15 protein-coding genes are annotated in these 14,555 nt (G+C 38.8%); 5 read left to right on the plus strand and 10 right to left on the minus strand.

Going from position 1 to position 14,555, the window contains the following annotated elements:
* Positions 1 to 48: 48 nt before the first annotated feature.
* The 4 genes from BLO34_RS01950 to tpx all read right to left on the minus strand — a co-directional run bounded on the left by BLO34_RS01950 (position 49) and on the right by tpx (position 4,086).
* A complete protein-coding gene (locus tag BLO34_RS01950) occupies positions 49 to 693 on the minus strand; it encodes a LolA family protein (RefSeq protein ID WP_090756360.1) in 645 nt (214 codons plus the stop codon).
* 6 nt (positions 694 to 699) lie between these two features.
* Positions 700 to 3,132, minus strand: coding sequence for a DNA translocase FtsK (locus tag BLO34_RS01955; protein ID WP_090752126.1), 2,433 nt, complete (start codon positions 3,130 to 3,132; stop codon positions 700 to 702).
* A 72-nt stretch (positions 3,133 to 3,204) separates the two neighbouring features.
* Positions 3,205 to 3,585 carry a diacylglycerol kinase gene (locus BLO34_RS01960; RefSeq protein ID WP_090752127.1) on the minus strand — a complete coding sequence of 127 codons (381 nt, stop codon included), beginning with the start codon at positions 3,583 to 3,585 and terminating at the stop codon, positions 3,205 to 3,207.
* Positions 3,586 to 4,086 carry a thiol peroxidase gene (gene tpx / locus BLO34_RS01965; RefSeq protein WP_090756362.1) on the minus strand — a complete coding sequence of 167 codons (501 nt, stop codon included), beginning with the start codon at positions 4,084 to 4,086 and terminating at the stop codon, positions 3,586 to 3,588.
* Between the two features lie 155 nt (positions 4,087 to 4,241).
* On the opposite strand from tpx, the gene BLO34_RS01970 reads away from it, so the two are divergent.
* Positions 4,242 to 5,180, plus strand: a complete 939-nt coding sequence (locus BLO34_RS01970; protein WP_090752129.1) for a LysR family transcriptional regulator — start codon at positions 4,242 to 4,244, stop codon at positions 5,178 to 5,180.
* A 26-nt stretch (positions 5,181 to 5,206) separates the two neighbouring features.
* Here the strand turns inward: BLO34_RS01970 and BLO34_RS01975 are convergent, their stop codons facing one another.
* From BLO34_RS01975 to holA, 3 genes are all read right to left on the minus strand, one after another.
* Positions 5,207 to 5,404 (minus strand): hypothetical protein, encoded by a 198-nt coding sequence (locus tag BLO34_RS01975; protein WP_090752131.1) that lies wholly within the window; start codon positions 5,402 to 5,404, stop codon positions 5,207 to 5,209.
* A 164-nt stretch (positions 5,405 to 5,568) separates the two neighbouring features.
* Complete coding sequence (menA, locus tag BLO34_RS01980) at positions 5,569 to 6,585, minus strand: 1,4-dihydroxy-2-naphthoate octaprenyltransferase (protein WP_090752133.1); 1,017 nt, start codon at positions 6,583 to 6,585, stop codon at positions 5,569 to 5,571.
* The gene (holA, locus tag BLO34_RS01985; protein WP_090752135.1) at positions 6,582 to 7,589 is read right to left on the minus strand and encodes a DNA polymerase III subunit delta; all 1,008 of its coding nucleotides are present in this window, start codon (positions 7,587 to 7,589) and stop codon (positions 6,582 to 6,584) included. The genes menA and holA overlap by 4 nt, the downstream gene beginning before the upstream one ends.
* Positions 7,590 to 7,622: 33 nt before the next feature.
* On the opposite strand from holA, the gene BLO34_RS01990 reads away from it, so the two are divergent.
* The 3 genes from BLO34_RS01990 (at position 7,623) to BLO34_RS02000 (ending at position 10,013) form a co-directional block, all read left to right on the plus strand.
* On the plus strand, positions 7,623 to 8,069 hold the full coding sequence (locus BLO34_RS01990; protein ID WP_090752137.1) for a type I restriction enzyme HsdR N-terminal domain-containing protein: 447 nt from the start codon (positions 7,623 to 7,625) through the stop codon (positions 8,067 to 8,069).
* A complete protein-coding gene (locus BLO34_RS01995) occupies positions 8,066 to 9,064 on the plus strand; it encodes a glycosyltransferase family 2 protein (RefSeq protein WP_090752138.1) in 999 nt (332 codons plus the stop codon). The genes BLO34_RS01990 and BLO34_RS01995 overlap by 4 nt, the downstream gene beginning before the upstream one ends.
* Before the next feature lie 88 nt (positions 9,065 to 9,152).
* Entirely contained in the window at positions 9,153 to 10,013 is an 861-nt protein-coding gene (locus tag BLO34_RS02000; RefSeq protein ID WP_090752140.1) for a flagellar motor protein MotB, read from the plus strand.
* 212 nt (positions 10,014 to 10,225) lie between these two features.
* Here the strand turns inward: BLO34_RS02000 and BLO34_RS02005 are convergent, their stop codons facing one another.
* Positions 10,226 to 10,756: a YqaA family protein gene (locus BLO34_RS02005; RefSeq protein ID WP_231959537.1), complete on the minus strand. Its 531-nt coding sequence runs from the start codon at positions 10,754 to 10,756 to the stop codon at positions 10,226 to 10,228.
* A 238-nt stretch (positions 10,757 to 10,994) separates the two neighbouring features.
* On the opposite strand from BLO34_RS02005, the gene BLO34_RS02010 reads away from it, so the two are divergent.
* Positions 10,995 to 12,509, plus strand: coding sequence for a DEAD/DEAH box helicase (locus BLO34_RS02010; protein ID WP_090752143.1), 1,515 nt, complete (start codon positions 10,995 to 10,997; stop codon positions 12,507 to 12,509).
* A gap of 123 nt (positions 12,510 to 12,632) precedes the next feature.
* Here BLO34_RS02010 and BLO34_RS02015 read toward each other — a convergent pair whose 3' ends face one another.
* Positions 12,633 to 13,724, minus strand: a complete 1,092-nt coding sequence (locus BLO34_RS02015) for a M28 family metallopeptidase (RefSeq protein ID WP_090752144.1) — start codon at positions 13,722 to 13,724, stop codon at positions 12,633 to 12,635.
* Between the two features lie 10 nt (positions 13,725 to 13,734).
* Positions 13,735 to 14,532 carry a carboxypeptidase-like regulatory domain-containing protein gene (locus BLO34_RS02020; RefSeq protein WP_090752146.1) on the minus strand — a complete coding sequence of 266 codons (798 nt, stop codon included), beginning with the start codon at positions 14,530 to 14,532 and terminating at the stop codon, positions 13,735 to 13,737.
* Between the last annotated feature and the right edge of the window lie 23 nt (positions 14,533 to 14,555).

Raw genomic sequence — 14,555 nt, forward strand, 5'->3', positions numbered from 1 at the left:
AACGTCTTTATAAATTGTGTCAATATGTAGCGATCCAGTATCTTCAATCTAGTTCATTTCCTCGATGTCCCAGTTTTTGTACTGGCTAGAATCAAATGTAAAACAGTTTTTGGCTAGAGGTTCATTTGTCTTGAACGTTTGTAAGGTAAACGTAATCACCGTACCGCTACGTTCTGTAATGATGGTGTTGTAGATATGCTTGGTATTGGCATCAATACCTAACAATATATTCTTGTAATCTGAGCCTGATTTAATAGGAGTGAGCTTGACGTATTGGATTTTTCTTCCCTTTACATTCTGTACGATATCCAATTCCTTGTTATAACCTTTCTGGTAAAACGTCATGATATTGGATGGGTTGATCATCTCACTGCCGTCGTTGTTTTGAGTGGCGATAGTTACCTGCTCATCCTCGCGATTGATGGTATATAATTTTTTACCGTCATACATATAAGTTGTCCCGTTATAGGTCGCGTTATACTTATTACCGCTCAATTTTGCTTCACCTTGGAGATCTGTGTCAAAGTTGGCTTTGGAGTTTTTTAAATTTCCTTTATAGGTAAAGGTGACGTTGTCATAGCCCTTGTATTTGGCTGCTACTTGATCCAATAATTTAGTTGCTTGACTGGATTGTGCTGTTCCCGCTTTCGGGAAAGCGAAAAATACCAAAACCACTATATATAAATTCTTCATTTTCATCTATTTATTCTTTTCTTCATTTAAAAGTACCTCGAGCGCCGCTAGATCTGGAACCAAAACCTGTCTAGCCTTGCTGCCTTCAAAACCTCCAACGATTCCTGCAGCTTCCAACTGGTCAATAATTCTACCAGCACGGTTGTAACCCAACTTCAATTTGCGTTGCAATAAAGAGGCACTACCTTGTTGTGCAATCACGATAATCTCTGCACCTTCACGGAACTTTGAATCGCGCTCGTCTATACTAATATCAAGACTTGTGCCACCTTCCTCGCCCACGTATTCTGGTAACAAATGAGCGTCTGGATAGGCTTTTTGAGAGCCAATAAAATCAGTAATTTTCTCTACTTCTGGCGTGTCCACAAATGCACATTGAATACGAATAATCTCGTTTCCAGACGTATATAACATGTCACCACGACCTATCAATTGATCTGCGCCACCGCTATCAAGAATTGTTCTTGAATCCACTTTCTGTTGAACTCTAAAAGAAACACGCGCAGGGAAGTTGGCCTTGATCATACCCGTGATTACATTAACTGACGGTCGCTGTGTTGCAATAATCAAGTGAATTCCTATGGCACGAGCTAGTTGCGCGAGTCTTGCGATAGGCGTTTCTACTTCTTTACCAGCCGTCATAATCAGATCTGCAAACTCATCTACAACGAGTACTATATAAGGAAGGAATTTGTGCCCGTTTGCTGGATTGAGTTTTCTAGCCTTAAATTTTGTGTTGTATTCCTTGATGTTACGGCACATCGCCTCTTTCAAAATATCATAGCGCTGGTCCATTTCAATACATAAACTATTGAGTGTATTGATCACCTTGGAATTGTCAGTAATAATCGCTTCCTCACTATCGGGAAGCTTAGCTAGATAGTGACGTTCAATTTTGTTGAACAGCGTCAATTCTACCTTTTTCGGATCGACGAGTACGAATTTGACTTCGGCGGGATGTTTTGAGTAGAGTAGTGAGGTAAGCACGGCATTCAATCCAACCGATTTTCCTTGACCCGTAGCACCAGCCATGAGAAGGTGAGGCATTTTGGCAAGGTCTACTACAAAAGTCTCGTTACTAATTGTCTTCCCAAAAGCGATAGGCAGCGCCATTTCGGCATTCTGGAATTTAGGCGATGCGATCACAGATCGCATAGAAACAATGGACGGATTTTGATTGGGAACTTCGATACCTATCGTTCCCTTTCCAGGAATAGGAGCGATGATACGTATACCTAACGCCGCGAGCGATAATGCAATGTCGTCCTCTAGGTTTTTGATTTTGGAAATACGTACACCAGCCTCGGGAACGATTTCATAAAGAGTTACAGTAGGGCCAACGGTCGCTGTAATTTTTGCAATTCCAATCTTGTAATTCTTAAGCGTGTCAACGATACGATCTTTATTGGCTTGCAATTCCTGCTCGTTGATGGTAATCGTTTTTCCTTTTGTGTAATCCTTGAGAAGATCTATTGGTGGGAACTGGTAATTGCTCAATTCTAAAGTTGGATCAAACTCACCAAAATCTTGCACCAACTTAGACGCCTTATTGTCAAAAACCTCTTCTTCATCAACGGTTTGCTCGATATCCATTCCGATATCGTCGCCATCTCCTGAGGCAGGAATTGTAGTTACTACTGGTTTGGTTGGCTCAGTTTTGAGGACTGGTTCTGGAATATCTTCCTCCTCGGTATTTTGAATATCATTCAGATCAACGCCTGAAGTATTGGATTGGCCTTCAATAGTATTTGTTTTCCAATCGGTTTCTTCATCTGTGGCTTCTGTGTTTTCCAGTGGATCAAATCCTTCCTTGACTTGTGCCGTTGTTCTTTTGAAATAACTGCTCACTTTTTCTGGTGTGACACCTAATCTTAAGGTCAAATAGATCAATGCGAGAAAGGACATTACGATGATGGCACCTATAAAACCTATGTAATCCTGCATAAAATCGTTGAGCTCCATGCCTACCATACCGCCAAGTAATGGCAAACTTTCATGAAAGAACCCAAAGAATACAGATAGCCATAGCATGAGCGGTAGTCCCCAAATCCATAGTAGAGAAATACGCTTTCGCGAAAGCGAAAAAGCTCCACGTTTTGCTGCAAATAAATAAATACCTGTGATAACTAATAGGATTGCAATGGAAAAGGCAGCAATCCCGAAACCGTCGTATATAAAGACATCACCTAACCATGCACCTAATTTACTCAACCAATTTTGTGCTTCCAGCTCACGTTCTGTAAGGCGTCCTAGAATGCTCTGATCGCTGCGCCAGATAAGTAGAAAGGAAGTGAAAGACAATAAAAAAATAATGCCCAGTGCAATCAGGAAAAAACCTACTATAACTTCTTGTAAACGAGATAGTTTAAATGAAGATATAGTGAATGGTTTAGACTGTTTTGAGACTTTCTTTTTAGTGGTTGATTTTTTGCGGGCCATATCAATAGTGAACGAGCAAAAATAGCAATATTGTATGGTTTCTTTGAGCCACCAGCTCGCTGATTATACAATTTATACTTCCAGCAAATTCCTGAAATATGGTAGATAGATAATTAAGCCTATGATGGTTGCAATGACAGCTGCAAAGAAGACGGCACCAGCAGCAATATCTTTGATGTGGCCTATTTTGATATGATAATCAGGATGAATGAAATCTGCTACCGCTTCAATAGCGCTGTTGAGACCTTCTGCAGTAAGTACGAGTCCTATGGCAAGCAATTGGAACATCCATTGGGTTGCTGTAATTTGGAAATAAAATCCCATGGCAGTCACCACGACAGAAAGAAAAACCTGAACTTTTATGCTAGGTTCGGTTTTAATAAGGGTTGCGGCTCCATTAAAAGCATAGACACAACCCTTTAATCTTCCTTTTATAAATTTTTCAAATCCCAATTATAGTAGGGATTTAAGAGCTTCTAGATAATCAGGTTCCTGTCCTATCTCTGGTACTTGTTGATTGTAGATGACCTTACCATTTTCATCAACGACCACGACAGCTCTAGAATGAAAGCCTTCAAATGGTCCATCTTGAATGGTAACACCATAGCTCTCACCGAATTCACCATTCCTGATATCGCTTAAATTCATAACGTTGCTAGTGTCCTCATCCTTAGCAAACCTCTTCAAGGCAAAAGGTGTATCTCTAGAAACACTGACTACCTGGGTGTTGTCTAATTCTGTAGCTCTTTTATTAAAGTTGCGAACTGAAGTTGCACAAACATCAGTATCGATGCTTGGAAATATATTAAATACTACACGGCTACCTTTGAAATCTTCTAAGGTTGCTGTTGAAAGATTATCTTTAAGTAATTTAAAGCCTGGTGCTTTTGACCCTACTTCTGGAAGTGAGCCTGCAGTATGAATCTCGTTGCCGCCCAATGTAATCGTTGCCATCTTTTCTGTTTTTCGGTTGGACACTAAATTACCTATGGTAGCGGGCGGTTTAAGTTGGTAAAATGTTAAATAATTTCAGAACGCTTGCTAGATAGGTCATGTAAAGCAATAGAGCAATCGAATAGATTTAATTAATTTTGTAGAAAATATCTATCATGACCATCACCCAGCTTAAATATGTTCTCGCGGTTGCTCAACACCAAAATTTCACAAAAGCAGCCAATAAGGTATTTGTTACGCAACCCACGTTAAGCATGCAAATCCAGAAGCTGGAAGATGAGTTGGATGTTCAGATTTTTGACCGCACTAAAAAGCCCATCGAATTAACAGAGACCGGTAAAAAGATCGTTCAGCAGGCTCAGAATATTGTCAATGAGAGCGACCGCATTCAAGATATTGTGGATCAAGAAAAAGGATTTATTGGTGGTGATTTCAAATTAGGAGTAATACCAACGGTCATGCCTACCTTGTTACCTATGTTCCTGATGAATTTTGTTAATCGTTATCCTAAGGTAAGATTGCGAATAGAGGAGTTGACTACGGATAATATTATCGACGGTTTATTAGAAGGTTCCATTGACGCTGCCATTGCAGCGACACCGCTAGAAAATGAAGTCATCAAGGAACGGGTTCTTTATTATGAACCATTCGTTTGTTACGATCCTCGTAATGCAGGTAAGAGTAATGAAAAAATAAAGGTTGAGGATATCAACGTCGATGAGTTATTGCTGTTGGAAGATGGCCACTGTTTTAAGGACAACGTTCTTAATCTTTGTCGCAGCTCCAAAAAGAAGGATGATGACAAGTTTACATTGGAAAGTGGAAGTTTTGAGACCATGATCAAGTTGTCTGATGAAGGTCTTGGAATGACGTTGTTACCGTACTTAAATACGTTAGATCTTTCTGAAGTTAAAAAGGAAAACCTTAGATTTTTTGAAGAACCTTCACCAGCTAGAGAAGTAAGCCTGATCTATCATAAATCAGAATTAAAACTACAAATAATAGATGCACTTCAATCTGTCATTGCAGGAGTGATAAAAGGAGCTATTGCATTTAGCAATGTCCAGATCATAAGTCCGTTGTCAAAGAAATAGATAAGGTTTCACTAAATAAAGTTGACCTAAGTAAAACTAGGTGGCAAACATACTTTCAATTCAGGCTGCATCATGTATAGATTTTTAAGCCAGATATTTAGTTCCTGAATTTCAAAGGGTAGAAGATGCTTTAACGCTTTTTCCAGTTCCTTGCAGAAAAGTGTAGGTTCAAAACTTACTTTTTCAAGAATCAAGATGGTATACTCGAACATTGCTCGTGCCATAACATTAGAATTTTAGAAGCGTAGTTTTATTCAATAAGTGGAATTTTTAACCAACTAAATATAGGGAATGATGTAGTGATTCTCAGAATTCCATTTGTTAATATTTGAAATCTGAGAAAGTTAAAATTGCACATAAACACTTCAAATAAATGTATTCCAGTTAATTAGCTAATCACCAAAACTGATATAACTGAAAGCAATGCGAGTAAAAAAGTAGAAAGAGCTACTTTCTTCAATTCAGGATCCAGTAAAACCGACGATGCTGTTTTTTTAACCGTAAATAAATGTGCTATCAATGGGATAAATGCAAGCACTGGTAAGAATAAAATCCATTGGAAGGATATTCCCAGATTTGCAGCTTCTGTAAATTGGATTAAGAGAAATAGGGTCATCGCAACCAGAGCACTGATGATATAAGTATAATGTAGTTTTTTGGACTTCGCTAGCCCTAATTTGACCGGTATGGTATTCTTTCCAGCTTTAAGGTCACTTTTAATGTCTCGCATATTATTCAAATTAAGGACTGTGACACTCAAAAGTCCTATGGAGATAGACGGTAGGATTAGTTGCCAGCTCAAAATGGATGTGATTAGATAATAGATGCCTATAACACTGACGGGTCCAAAAAATATAAATACAAATACATCACCCAAACCTCGATATCCATAGGCATTATCGCCAACCGTATATTTAATAGCAGCCCATATGGCCGCAATTCCCAAGCCCAAGAACAGCAAGGAGTCGACTAATTGTTCCAAACCTAAGCTTACATAAATCAGCGCAATGGCACACATAAATGTTAGAATGGAAGTGATGATGATCACTCGTTTCATTTCCGCGGGCTGTATGATGCCGCTTTGAATGGCTCTCATGGGACCTATGCGTTCGTGATTATCTGTGCCTTTGACGCCATCGCCATAGTCATTGGCAAAATTGGATAGGATCTGAAATCCTAATGTGGTCAATAATGCTAGAACGGGAATCCACCAGTTGAAAAGTGCATTATATAAACTAGAGACAGGTATATTAATAACATTTTCTCCAAAAGCTGATTCAAGTTCCGCTTTCGCGAAAGCGATATCCAGATAAGCATAGGCGCTACCCACAAGAATCCCGCTAATGCTCAATGGCAGGGTACGTGGCCTGGCTGCACTGATCCAGGCTTGAGTTTTATTCTTCAAGGCGCCATGATTTTAACCATGGTTTCTTTCAATAGATCTGCGTGTGGCATCTGTATGGCGCCTACACCTTTTGACTTCACGTCCATTTCTCGTATAATCTGTATCGCGCGGCTGCAATATTTCATAGGATAATTGCGTACTGCAACCAACACTTCTTGTACGAAAAACGGATTGATACCAGCAGCTCTCGCCACGCTTTTGGGCGATCGATCCTTAAGAGCATGCACTTTCAAAAGCTGCACAAAAAAACTGTGTAGCTGCGCTGTAGTTAGGACAATGGGATTATCCTTTGGGTTTTCTGCAAAATAATTGATGATGCGGTGCACCTTGACGGTGTCACGAGTTCCTAATGCTTTGCGCAATTCAAAATTGTTGAAGTCTTTTGAGAAACCTATATTCTCCTCAATAGCCTGTGGAGTAATGGGTTGACTTTTATCTTGGACAATGGTCAGTTTTTCAAGCTCATTGCTTATTCTGCTTAGATCATTCCCTATAAATTCCACCAACATTTGTGTCGCCTTAGGCTCTATGGAATATCCCAGCTGCTTAAGATGTCCAGTTATCCAATTGGGCATCTGATTATCATATACCGTTTTACTCTCAAAGACAACCCCATTTTTCTTGATGTTTTTGAAAACCTTGGTACGTCCATCTGGCTTTTTGTATTTGAAATTGAAAACGAGAATTGTGGTAGCAGATGGGTTTTCCATATAGCTTTCCATCTGTGTCAACTTGGAGCTTAGATGTTGCGCTTCTTTCACGATGATCACTTGATACGGCGCCATCATTGGGAAGCGTTTTGCGCTTTCTATTATCTCATCAACCTTTGTGTCCTTTCCATATAAAATCATCTGGTTGAATCCTCTTTCTGACTCATCCAGAACGCTGTTCTCAATGGCATCACTTATTTGATCTATGAAGTAAGGTTCATCACCATATAAAAAATATACCGGAGAGAATTTTTTAGCCTTGATGTTGGAAAGAATATTATTGAGATCACTCATCTAGAGCCGTAACGCTTTTTGTAGTTTTGTTTTATGAAGGCACTGCGATTGCCGCCTGCAAATTTCAGGGTTAAAAATACTGAAAAAGGGCGTCTCATTTTTGATCCCATACGTAAAAAGTTTGTCCAGCTGCAACCAGAAGAATGGGTGCGCCAGCATATCATTCATTGGCTCATACATTTCAAAAAGACACCCATCAACCTTATAAATGTTGAGAAACAATTGATTATAGCGGGAACTTCTAAACGATATGATATCGTTGTTTACAGGCCTGACGCCAGCATCGAGGTTATTGTAGAATGTAAGGCACCTAGCATTGATATTGATCAAACGGTTTTTGACCAGATTGCACGGTACAACCTTGCTGTAAACTCTAGGTTTCTAATGGTCAGTAATGGTATGGAACATTACTTTTGCACTATGGATTATGAGCAACAACGTTATAATTTTATAACAGATCTTCCTGAATATAGCTTATGAAATTAGCCATTGTAATTCTCAATTGGAACGGTCTTGAGTTGTTGAAGGAATTTCTACCTAGCGTCGTGGAATTTTCTTCAAATCACCGAATTATAGTTGCAGACAACGCATCAACAGACGGTAGCGTTGAATGGGTAAAGAATACATATTCTAATGTTGAGGTAATAGTTAATCAAGAAAACTTGGGTTATGCTGGTGGTTATAACGCGATCATACCTCAAATAGATGCAGAGGTATTGTGTCTTTTAAATAGTGATGTAGCAGTAACACCAAACTGGTGTGATTTCATCCTGACTGAATTTGAACAAGACTTAGATCTAGGAGCTGCGCAACCTGTATTGATGGATTATAATAATAAGGAGCGTTATGAATATGCCGGTGCTAGCGGTGGATTTTTAGATCATTTAGGTTATCCATATTGTCGTGGACGTGTTTTTGATTATTTGGAAAATGATCATGGCCGATATGATAATTCCATCGAGATCGATTGGGCAAGTGGTGCCGCGTTATTTGTTAGAAAAAAAGCTTTTGTCGAGGCTGGACGTTTTGATGAGGATTATTTTGCGCATCAAGAAGAAGTGGATCTGTGCTGGAGAATGCGGCGATTGAATTACAAGATCAAGGTTTTTCCAGAATCGAAAGTCTATCACTTAGGAGGCGGGACGTTGAGTAATTTGAATTCAAGAAAAACGTTCCTCAACTTTAGAAACAGTCTTTTTACCATCGTTAAGAACGACTCTCGCTCTCATTACTGGCTTATCATACTTCTAAGATTACTTTTAGATGGTGTTGCAGGATTCAAATTCTTGTTTGAGCTAAAATTCAAACACTTTGTTGCAATAATTAAGGCACACATCAGTTTCTATGGACAATTCAATGAATTGATAAAAAAGCGTAGAGTATTGAGAAATTCTAGGATGTCCTATGTGAAAAATAGTGGTGTAACTAGCATTGTATTAAGTTATTACATTTCTGGAAAAAGACACTTTTTCTAAGGAACCTTTCTTATAATTCTATGTTAACAATTCTTTGAGGTACCTTTACATTTTTACTTTTGAACGTTAAATAAACATAACAAATCCGATGAAAAAAATAGCCTTATTAGCACTAACTGTATTATTAGCAGTATCATGTGCATCAAAAAAAGATTTAGAAGCTGCTGAAGCAAGAGCTAGACTTAACCAAGAATTACTTGATTCTGCTACCGTTAAATTGAATGCTTGTCTTGCAGATGAGAAAGTGTCTGCTGCAGAGCTTTCTGCTTTACGTTCACAAGTAGCTGACTTACGTGCTAACAACCAGTCACTTATCGACAATACTGGAAACTTGACAACTCTTTCTAAAAAAGGAGCTGAAAATCTTGAGAAATCTTTAGAAAGTCTTCGTGAAAAAGACCTTCAGATTCGCACTCTTAATGAGGCAATTACAAGAAAAGACAGCGTTACTCTTGCATTGGTGCAGAGCTTCAAAGGTGTTTTAGGTAACATAGATGATGAGGACATTAGCATCAACGTCGAGAAAGGTGTTGTGTTTGTATCTATCAGCGACAAGTTATTGTTTGCTAGTGGTAGTGCTAACGTGAACAACGCTGCAAAAAATGTATTAGGTAAAGTTGCTAAGGTTGTAAATGACAAGCCAGACATCGAGATCATGATTGAAGGTCACACAGATAATCAATCAATCAGCACTGCTAAATTCGAAGACAACTGGTCATTGAGTGCTGCACGTGCCGCATCTGTTACTAGAATCCTTCAAAACGACTTCAATGTAGCTCCAGAGCGCATGACTGCAGCAGGTAGAAGTTACTATGTGCCAGTTGCAGATAATGATACTGCTTCAGGGCGTGCAAAGAATAGGCGTACAAGAATCATCGTACTTCCTAAGTTGGATCAATTCTTTGACATCGTAGAACAAGGAATGGAAAAGGCTAGAGCAGGAGAATAAATCCTAGCTTCGGTAATATTGAAAAGCCTCCTAGAAATAGGAGGTTTTTTTTATGCCTTAATAGAAAGGTTTTGATGAGGTTATTAATGAGTTCGCTTTCGCGAAAGCGATATTATCACGCACATAATTACTCCATAGAAACCATGAATGATAAGATATTTTAAAGCGGAATTAGTGGACTGCAAGTCGAGTTCTATTATTCGGAAAACGACTTATACTACAGAGAATATAGCAGCACCGTAAAGGGCAAATCGCAAGAAACGCAGTAAACCGATGATTACCCAATATTTGAAAGGGTATCGCAACATTCCAGCGACGAGACTACCAACTGAAAAAGGCAACGGCAAGAGCGCGCCCACTGCGATCAAGATGCCACCCCATTTTCTGGCCATGATCAATTGTTTGGCCATTTTTACTTCTAGATAATTGTGAATGGCTGGAATTTTAAGCGACCATCTTCCAATGAAATAAGAACACATTCCTCCAAGATAGGAGAGAAGTGCAATGAAAAATAGGTTGAGTGCAGGCTCTGAGGTTTTTCCTGCCCAGGCGATAAATAATTCTGGCGGTATCAGACCTAAAATCGTTTCTGAAACGAAAAAGAATGCCAATACACCGTAGTTAGGAAGTTCTGCCACAGCTAGTTCCAGCGCATCTGGAATAGGCATTACAGCAAAATGAAAGATGACCAGTAAACCAACGACTACTAGTACTGGTGGCATCGATTTCTTGATGCTTTCCATTACGAACGAGTAAAAACCGGTGATTTTATAATACCGATGTGCTCGTTGAGGCTGAAATTTATTTTTGGAAGAACCCATTCAATCGCGTTGGAATTTGCAAAAATAGGAATAAGCGCGTCTTTACATTGTTAAATTCGCATCAATAAAAATTAATTAAAAAAGTCAACGTTTACGGTAGTTTCAAAAGGATTTAAATTCCCTATTTTTGCAAATCCCAAAACTGAAAATAACATCATCTATGCAGCAAGAACCTAAATCAAAAATCAAAAAACTTTATGATTACCAAAAGCGTGATCTAAGTCAGATTTTTGATCGCATTGATGAACAACCAGATGATTACAAATTACTTTATCAGCTTCCAACTGGTGGTGGTAAAACCGTAGTTTTTTCTGAGATTGTAAGGCGTTATCTTAAACAAAAAAACAAGAAGGTTGTCATTCTAACACACCGTATCGAGTTGTGTAAACAGACCTCTAAGGTTTTGGACAATTTTGAGGTGAAGAATAAGATTATCAACTCTAAGGTTAAAGAGTTAGATGATCAAAAGGACTACCAGTGCTTTGTTGCCATGGTAGAAACACTTAATAACCGTATCCAAGACGATAAGCTTAAACTGGAAGATATAGGGATGGTTATTGTGGATGAGGCTCACTATAACAGTTTCCGCAAGTTGTTTAAGTATTTTGAACACTGCTTCATGTTAGGAGTTACGGCAACGCCGCTTAGTTCCAACTTCAAGTTACCCATGAAGGATAATTATGATGAGCTCATTGTAGGTGATAGCATTACATCGCTAGTTGAAAATGGTTTTCTTTCTAGAGCTGTAACGCACACTTATGATGTAGGTCTAAGTGGTTTGACCATAGGGATGAACGGTGATTACACCGTTAAGTCTAGTGAAAAACTGTATACTGATCATTCCATGCAGGATAAGTTACTGCAGGCTTATTTTGAAACCAGTAAAGGAAAGAAGACCCTGATTTTCAATAATGGTATACGAACCAGCCTTGAGGTAGAGGACACCTTTAGAAGAGCTGGTCTTGAAATTAAGCACCTGGATAACACCAATAGTAAGGAAGAACGTAAAGAGATACTTCGCTGGTTCAAGAAAAAACCTGATGCGATCTTAACATCGGTTAGTATTTTGACGACCGGTTTTGATGAACCGTCAGTAGAGTCCATCATATTAAATCGAGCGACAAAATCATTGACGCTTTATTATCAAATGATTGGGCGTGGATCCCGTATATATAAGGATCAGGAAGAATTTCAAATTATCGATTTGGGTAATAATGTTGCCCGTTTTGGTTTGTGGAATGAACCGGTAGACTGGCAGCAAGTATTTAGATCTCCGGATTTCTATGTAGAGAATATTGTTTCTGATGAGGAGATTGAGCGCAATTTCGTTTATAAAATGCCGGATGATGTCAAGGCAGAATTCCCTAATACAAAGGACTTCACTTTTGATATACGAGGTGCATACAAACGCATCACTAAGGAAAACCGAAAGTCAAAAGAAGTCCTCGATGAGAGCATTGCACAACACGTTCAATGGTGTGTAGAAAATAGTGAGGACGTTTTTGACGCCCGTATACTGGCAAAGCTGCTCAAAGAAGATATCAAGGATCGTATTCGTAGGTATTCGTACTGTATCATTAATAACACCAACAACTATAAAGATTGGTTAGAAGAGGATTACTACCGTAGATTAAGAATGTCAATACAACAAGAATTTGCTGGAGTAGAAAGTTAGAGGATGATGTTATCTCGCTTTCGCGAAAGCGTAATTATGTAAACTACGAAGCACTAAGCCTCCAAAAATTTAAGACAATAAAAAAGCACCCAATTGGGTGCTTTTTTCATTTGAAGTTATTTCCTAACCTTCCGTCAACATAGGGCGGTTATCTGAGTTTGCCAATTCCCACGCAGTTACAAATATCAACTGAGCGCGTTGGGCATATAAGTCATATTCAATCTTATCTGGAGTATCACTTGCCTTGTGGTAATCTGCATGTGTTCCATTAAAATAAAAGATTACTGGAACATTCTTCTCTGCAAAACTATAATGGTCAGATCTATAGTAAAAACGATTGGGATCATCCTTACCGTTGTAAGTGTAGTCAAGATCCATATTTACATACGTTTTATTTGCCTTTTCACTCATGTCATGTAAGTCTTGACTCAACATATCACTACCAATAAGATAAACGTAATTTGTTTTTGCTTCTCTCTCTGGATCGATACGACCTATCATATCAATGTTAAGGTCTGCAATTGTGTTTGCTAAAGGATATACTGGGTTTTCAGCATAATACTTACTTCCTTGAAGTCCTATTTCCTCTGCAGTAACATGTAAAAATAGAATGGATCGCTTAGGTCCATTACCTTCATTTTTCGCTTGTTTAAAAGCTTCAGCGATTTCAACAAGAGCTATGGTACCACTACCATCGTCATCTGCACCATTGAATACTTCACCATTGCGAGTTCCAATGTGATCCAGGTGAGCAGAAATCACAAGTACTTCTTCTGGCTTTTCAGAACCTTCAATAAATGCAAGAACATTTTCTGAAGTGATATCTTTCTTTCCAAAGAACTCTTTAGGAATGTTCTGAAAATACTCTCCATTTTGAGCACCACCAGGAACGTTCATTACCTGATATTTTCCTTTCAAATATTCTACAGCTTTTCTTTGTCCAGCTGTTCCAGTCATGCGACCTTCCATTTCGTCACTCGCATATTCGTAGAGTTGCTCTTTGAGCTCTGCTGCGGTAATAGTATTCATGTACTTCACCACTAATGGATCTTTCCCATCAGCCATCATTCTAGGCTCATCGTCAACAGGACTTATTGGAGCCGCTGGTGGAGCAGGAGGCGCCGGTGGAGCGTCTGTGCTGGAAGTTTTTGCTGAAGTACAGCTGGTAATTGCAGCGATCGCAAATGAAGCGATCAAAATAGTATTACGTATCATAGTTATAATTTCAATTTTGTTTGAGCACTTTATATTCCTCATAACATTCACTAATGGCATCGAGGATTTGAAGATCGTTTGCTCCGGTTATAAATTCTTTAGAATATTGACAGTTCCGCAATATGGCATCAATACTCACCTTATCCATTTGTAGCAGATTGACGAGCGTTTCCCTATCGTATTTGGATTGTAACAAATTGCGAATTTCATCCTGTTCTTTGATCCTACGAACCTTACTCAACGATTTTCCTTCTTTACCAAAGGTGTTGAATAAAAAGTCTACCGGATTAAAAATGGAGTTCAATGTTTTCTCAATAGCTCCAGGAGCCTTGTTTCCAGCTTCATAAGCTTCTGGCAAACCGCTAATACTAAATCTGCGAGTAGCATATATAGGTGCACGTTTTGCATCAATTTCAAGATAGCCTGTCAGACCGTTGTCAGTTACAACAACATCTTCAAGTGCGATTCCTTTTTCAGTCATGGAAATGGTGACATCGCCGTATTTTATCCAGTCTTCGGTAACTCTTACATTAATCGTTTGGAAACCTATATAAGAGAAATACAACGTGTCGTTGACTGCCGCTCTTATTTGGAAAGTTCCATCTGGTTTGGTAATCGTACCTACTACTTTGTTGAGGTTCACGATATTCACGTCCTGCAGAATAGAATCATTCTTTGCGTTGAGGACTTTACCATTAACAATGGAGATCTGTTGTGAGGTGTTTGTATTGTTGCTGTTTTCGCCTTGAGCGATACCCAAATAGGAGCCAAGGAATATAAAAATAACAACGAGTCTAATTGTGTTCATATGGAACTATAAAAATACGGTAT

Source organism: Nonlabens sp. Hel1_33_55, assembly GCF_900101765.1.
In the GTDB taxonomy this organism is placed as follows: domain Bacteria; phylum Bacteroidota; class Bacteroidia; order Flavobacteriales; family Flavobacteriaceae; genus Nonlabens.

Excerpts from the sequence above, each read along its gene's own strand:
- BLO34_RS01970 (WP_090752129.1), top strand. The coding sequence starts at position 4,242 with ATGACCATCACCCAGCTTAAATATGTTCTCGCGGTTGCTCAACACCAA.
- BLO34_RS01955 (WP_090752126.1), bottom strand. The coding sequence starts at position 3,132 with ATGGCCCGCAAAAAATCAACCACTAAAAAGAAAGTCTCAAAACAGTCT.
- BLO34_RS01975 (WP_090752131.1), bottom strand. The coding sequence starts at position 5,404 with ATGGCACGAGCAATGTTCGAGTATACCATCTTGATTCTTGAAAAAGTA.
- holA (WP_090752135.1), bottom strand. The coding sequence starts at position 7,589 with ATGAGTGATCTCAATAATATTCTTTCCAACATCAAGGCTAAAAAATTC.
- BLO34_RS02010 (WP_090752143.1), top strand. The coding sequence starts at position 10,995 with ATGCAGCAAGAACCTAAATCAAAAATCAAAAAACTTTATGATTACCAA.
- BLO34_RS02000 (WP_090752140.1), top strand. The coding sequence starts at position 9,153 with ATGAAAAAAATAGCCTTATTAGCACTAACTGTATTATTAGCAGTATCA.
- BLO34_RS01995 (WP_090752138.1), top strand. The coding sequence starts at position 8,066 with ATGAAATTAGCCATTGTAATTCTCAATTGGAACGGTCTTGAGTTGTTG.
- BLO34_RS02005 (WP_231959537.1), bottom strand. The coding sequence starts at position 10,756 with ATGGAAAGCATCAAGAAATCGATGCCACCAGTACTAGTAGTCGTTGGT.
- BLO34_RS02015 (WP_090752144.1), bottom strand. The coding sequence starts at position 13,724 with ATGATACGTAATACTATTTTGATCGCTTCATTTGCGATCGCTGCAATT.
- BLO34_RS02020 (WP_090752146.1), bottom strand. The coding sequence starts at position 14,532 with ATGAACACAATTAGACTCGTTGTTATTTTTATATTCCTTGGCTCCTAT.
- BLO34_RS01990 (WP_090752137.1), top strand. The coding sequence starts at position 7,623 with ATGAAGGCACTGCGATTGCCGCCTGCAAATTTCAGGGTTAAAAATACT.
- BLO34_RS01950 (WP_090756360.1), bottom strand. The coding sequence starts at position 693 with ATGAAGAATTTATATATAGTGGTTTTGGTATTTTTCGCTTTCCCGAAA.
- tpx (WP_090756362.1), bottom strand. The coding sequence starts at position 4,086 with ATGGCAACGATTACATTGGGCGGCAACGAGATTCATACTGCAGGCTCA.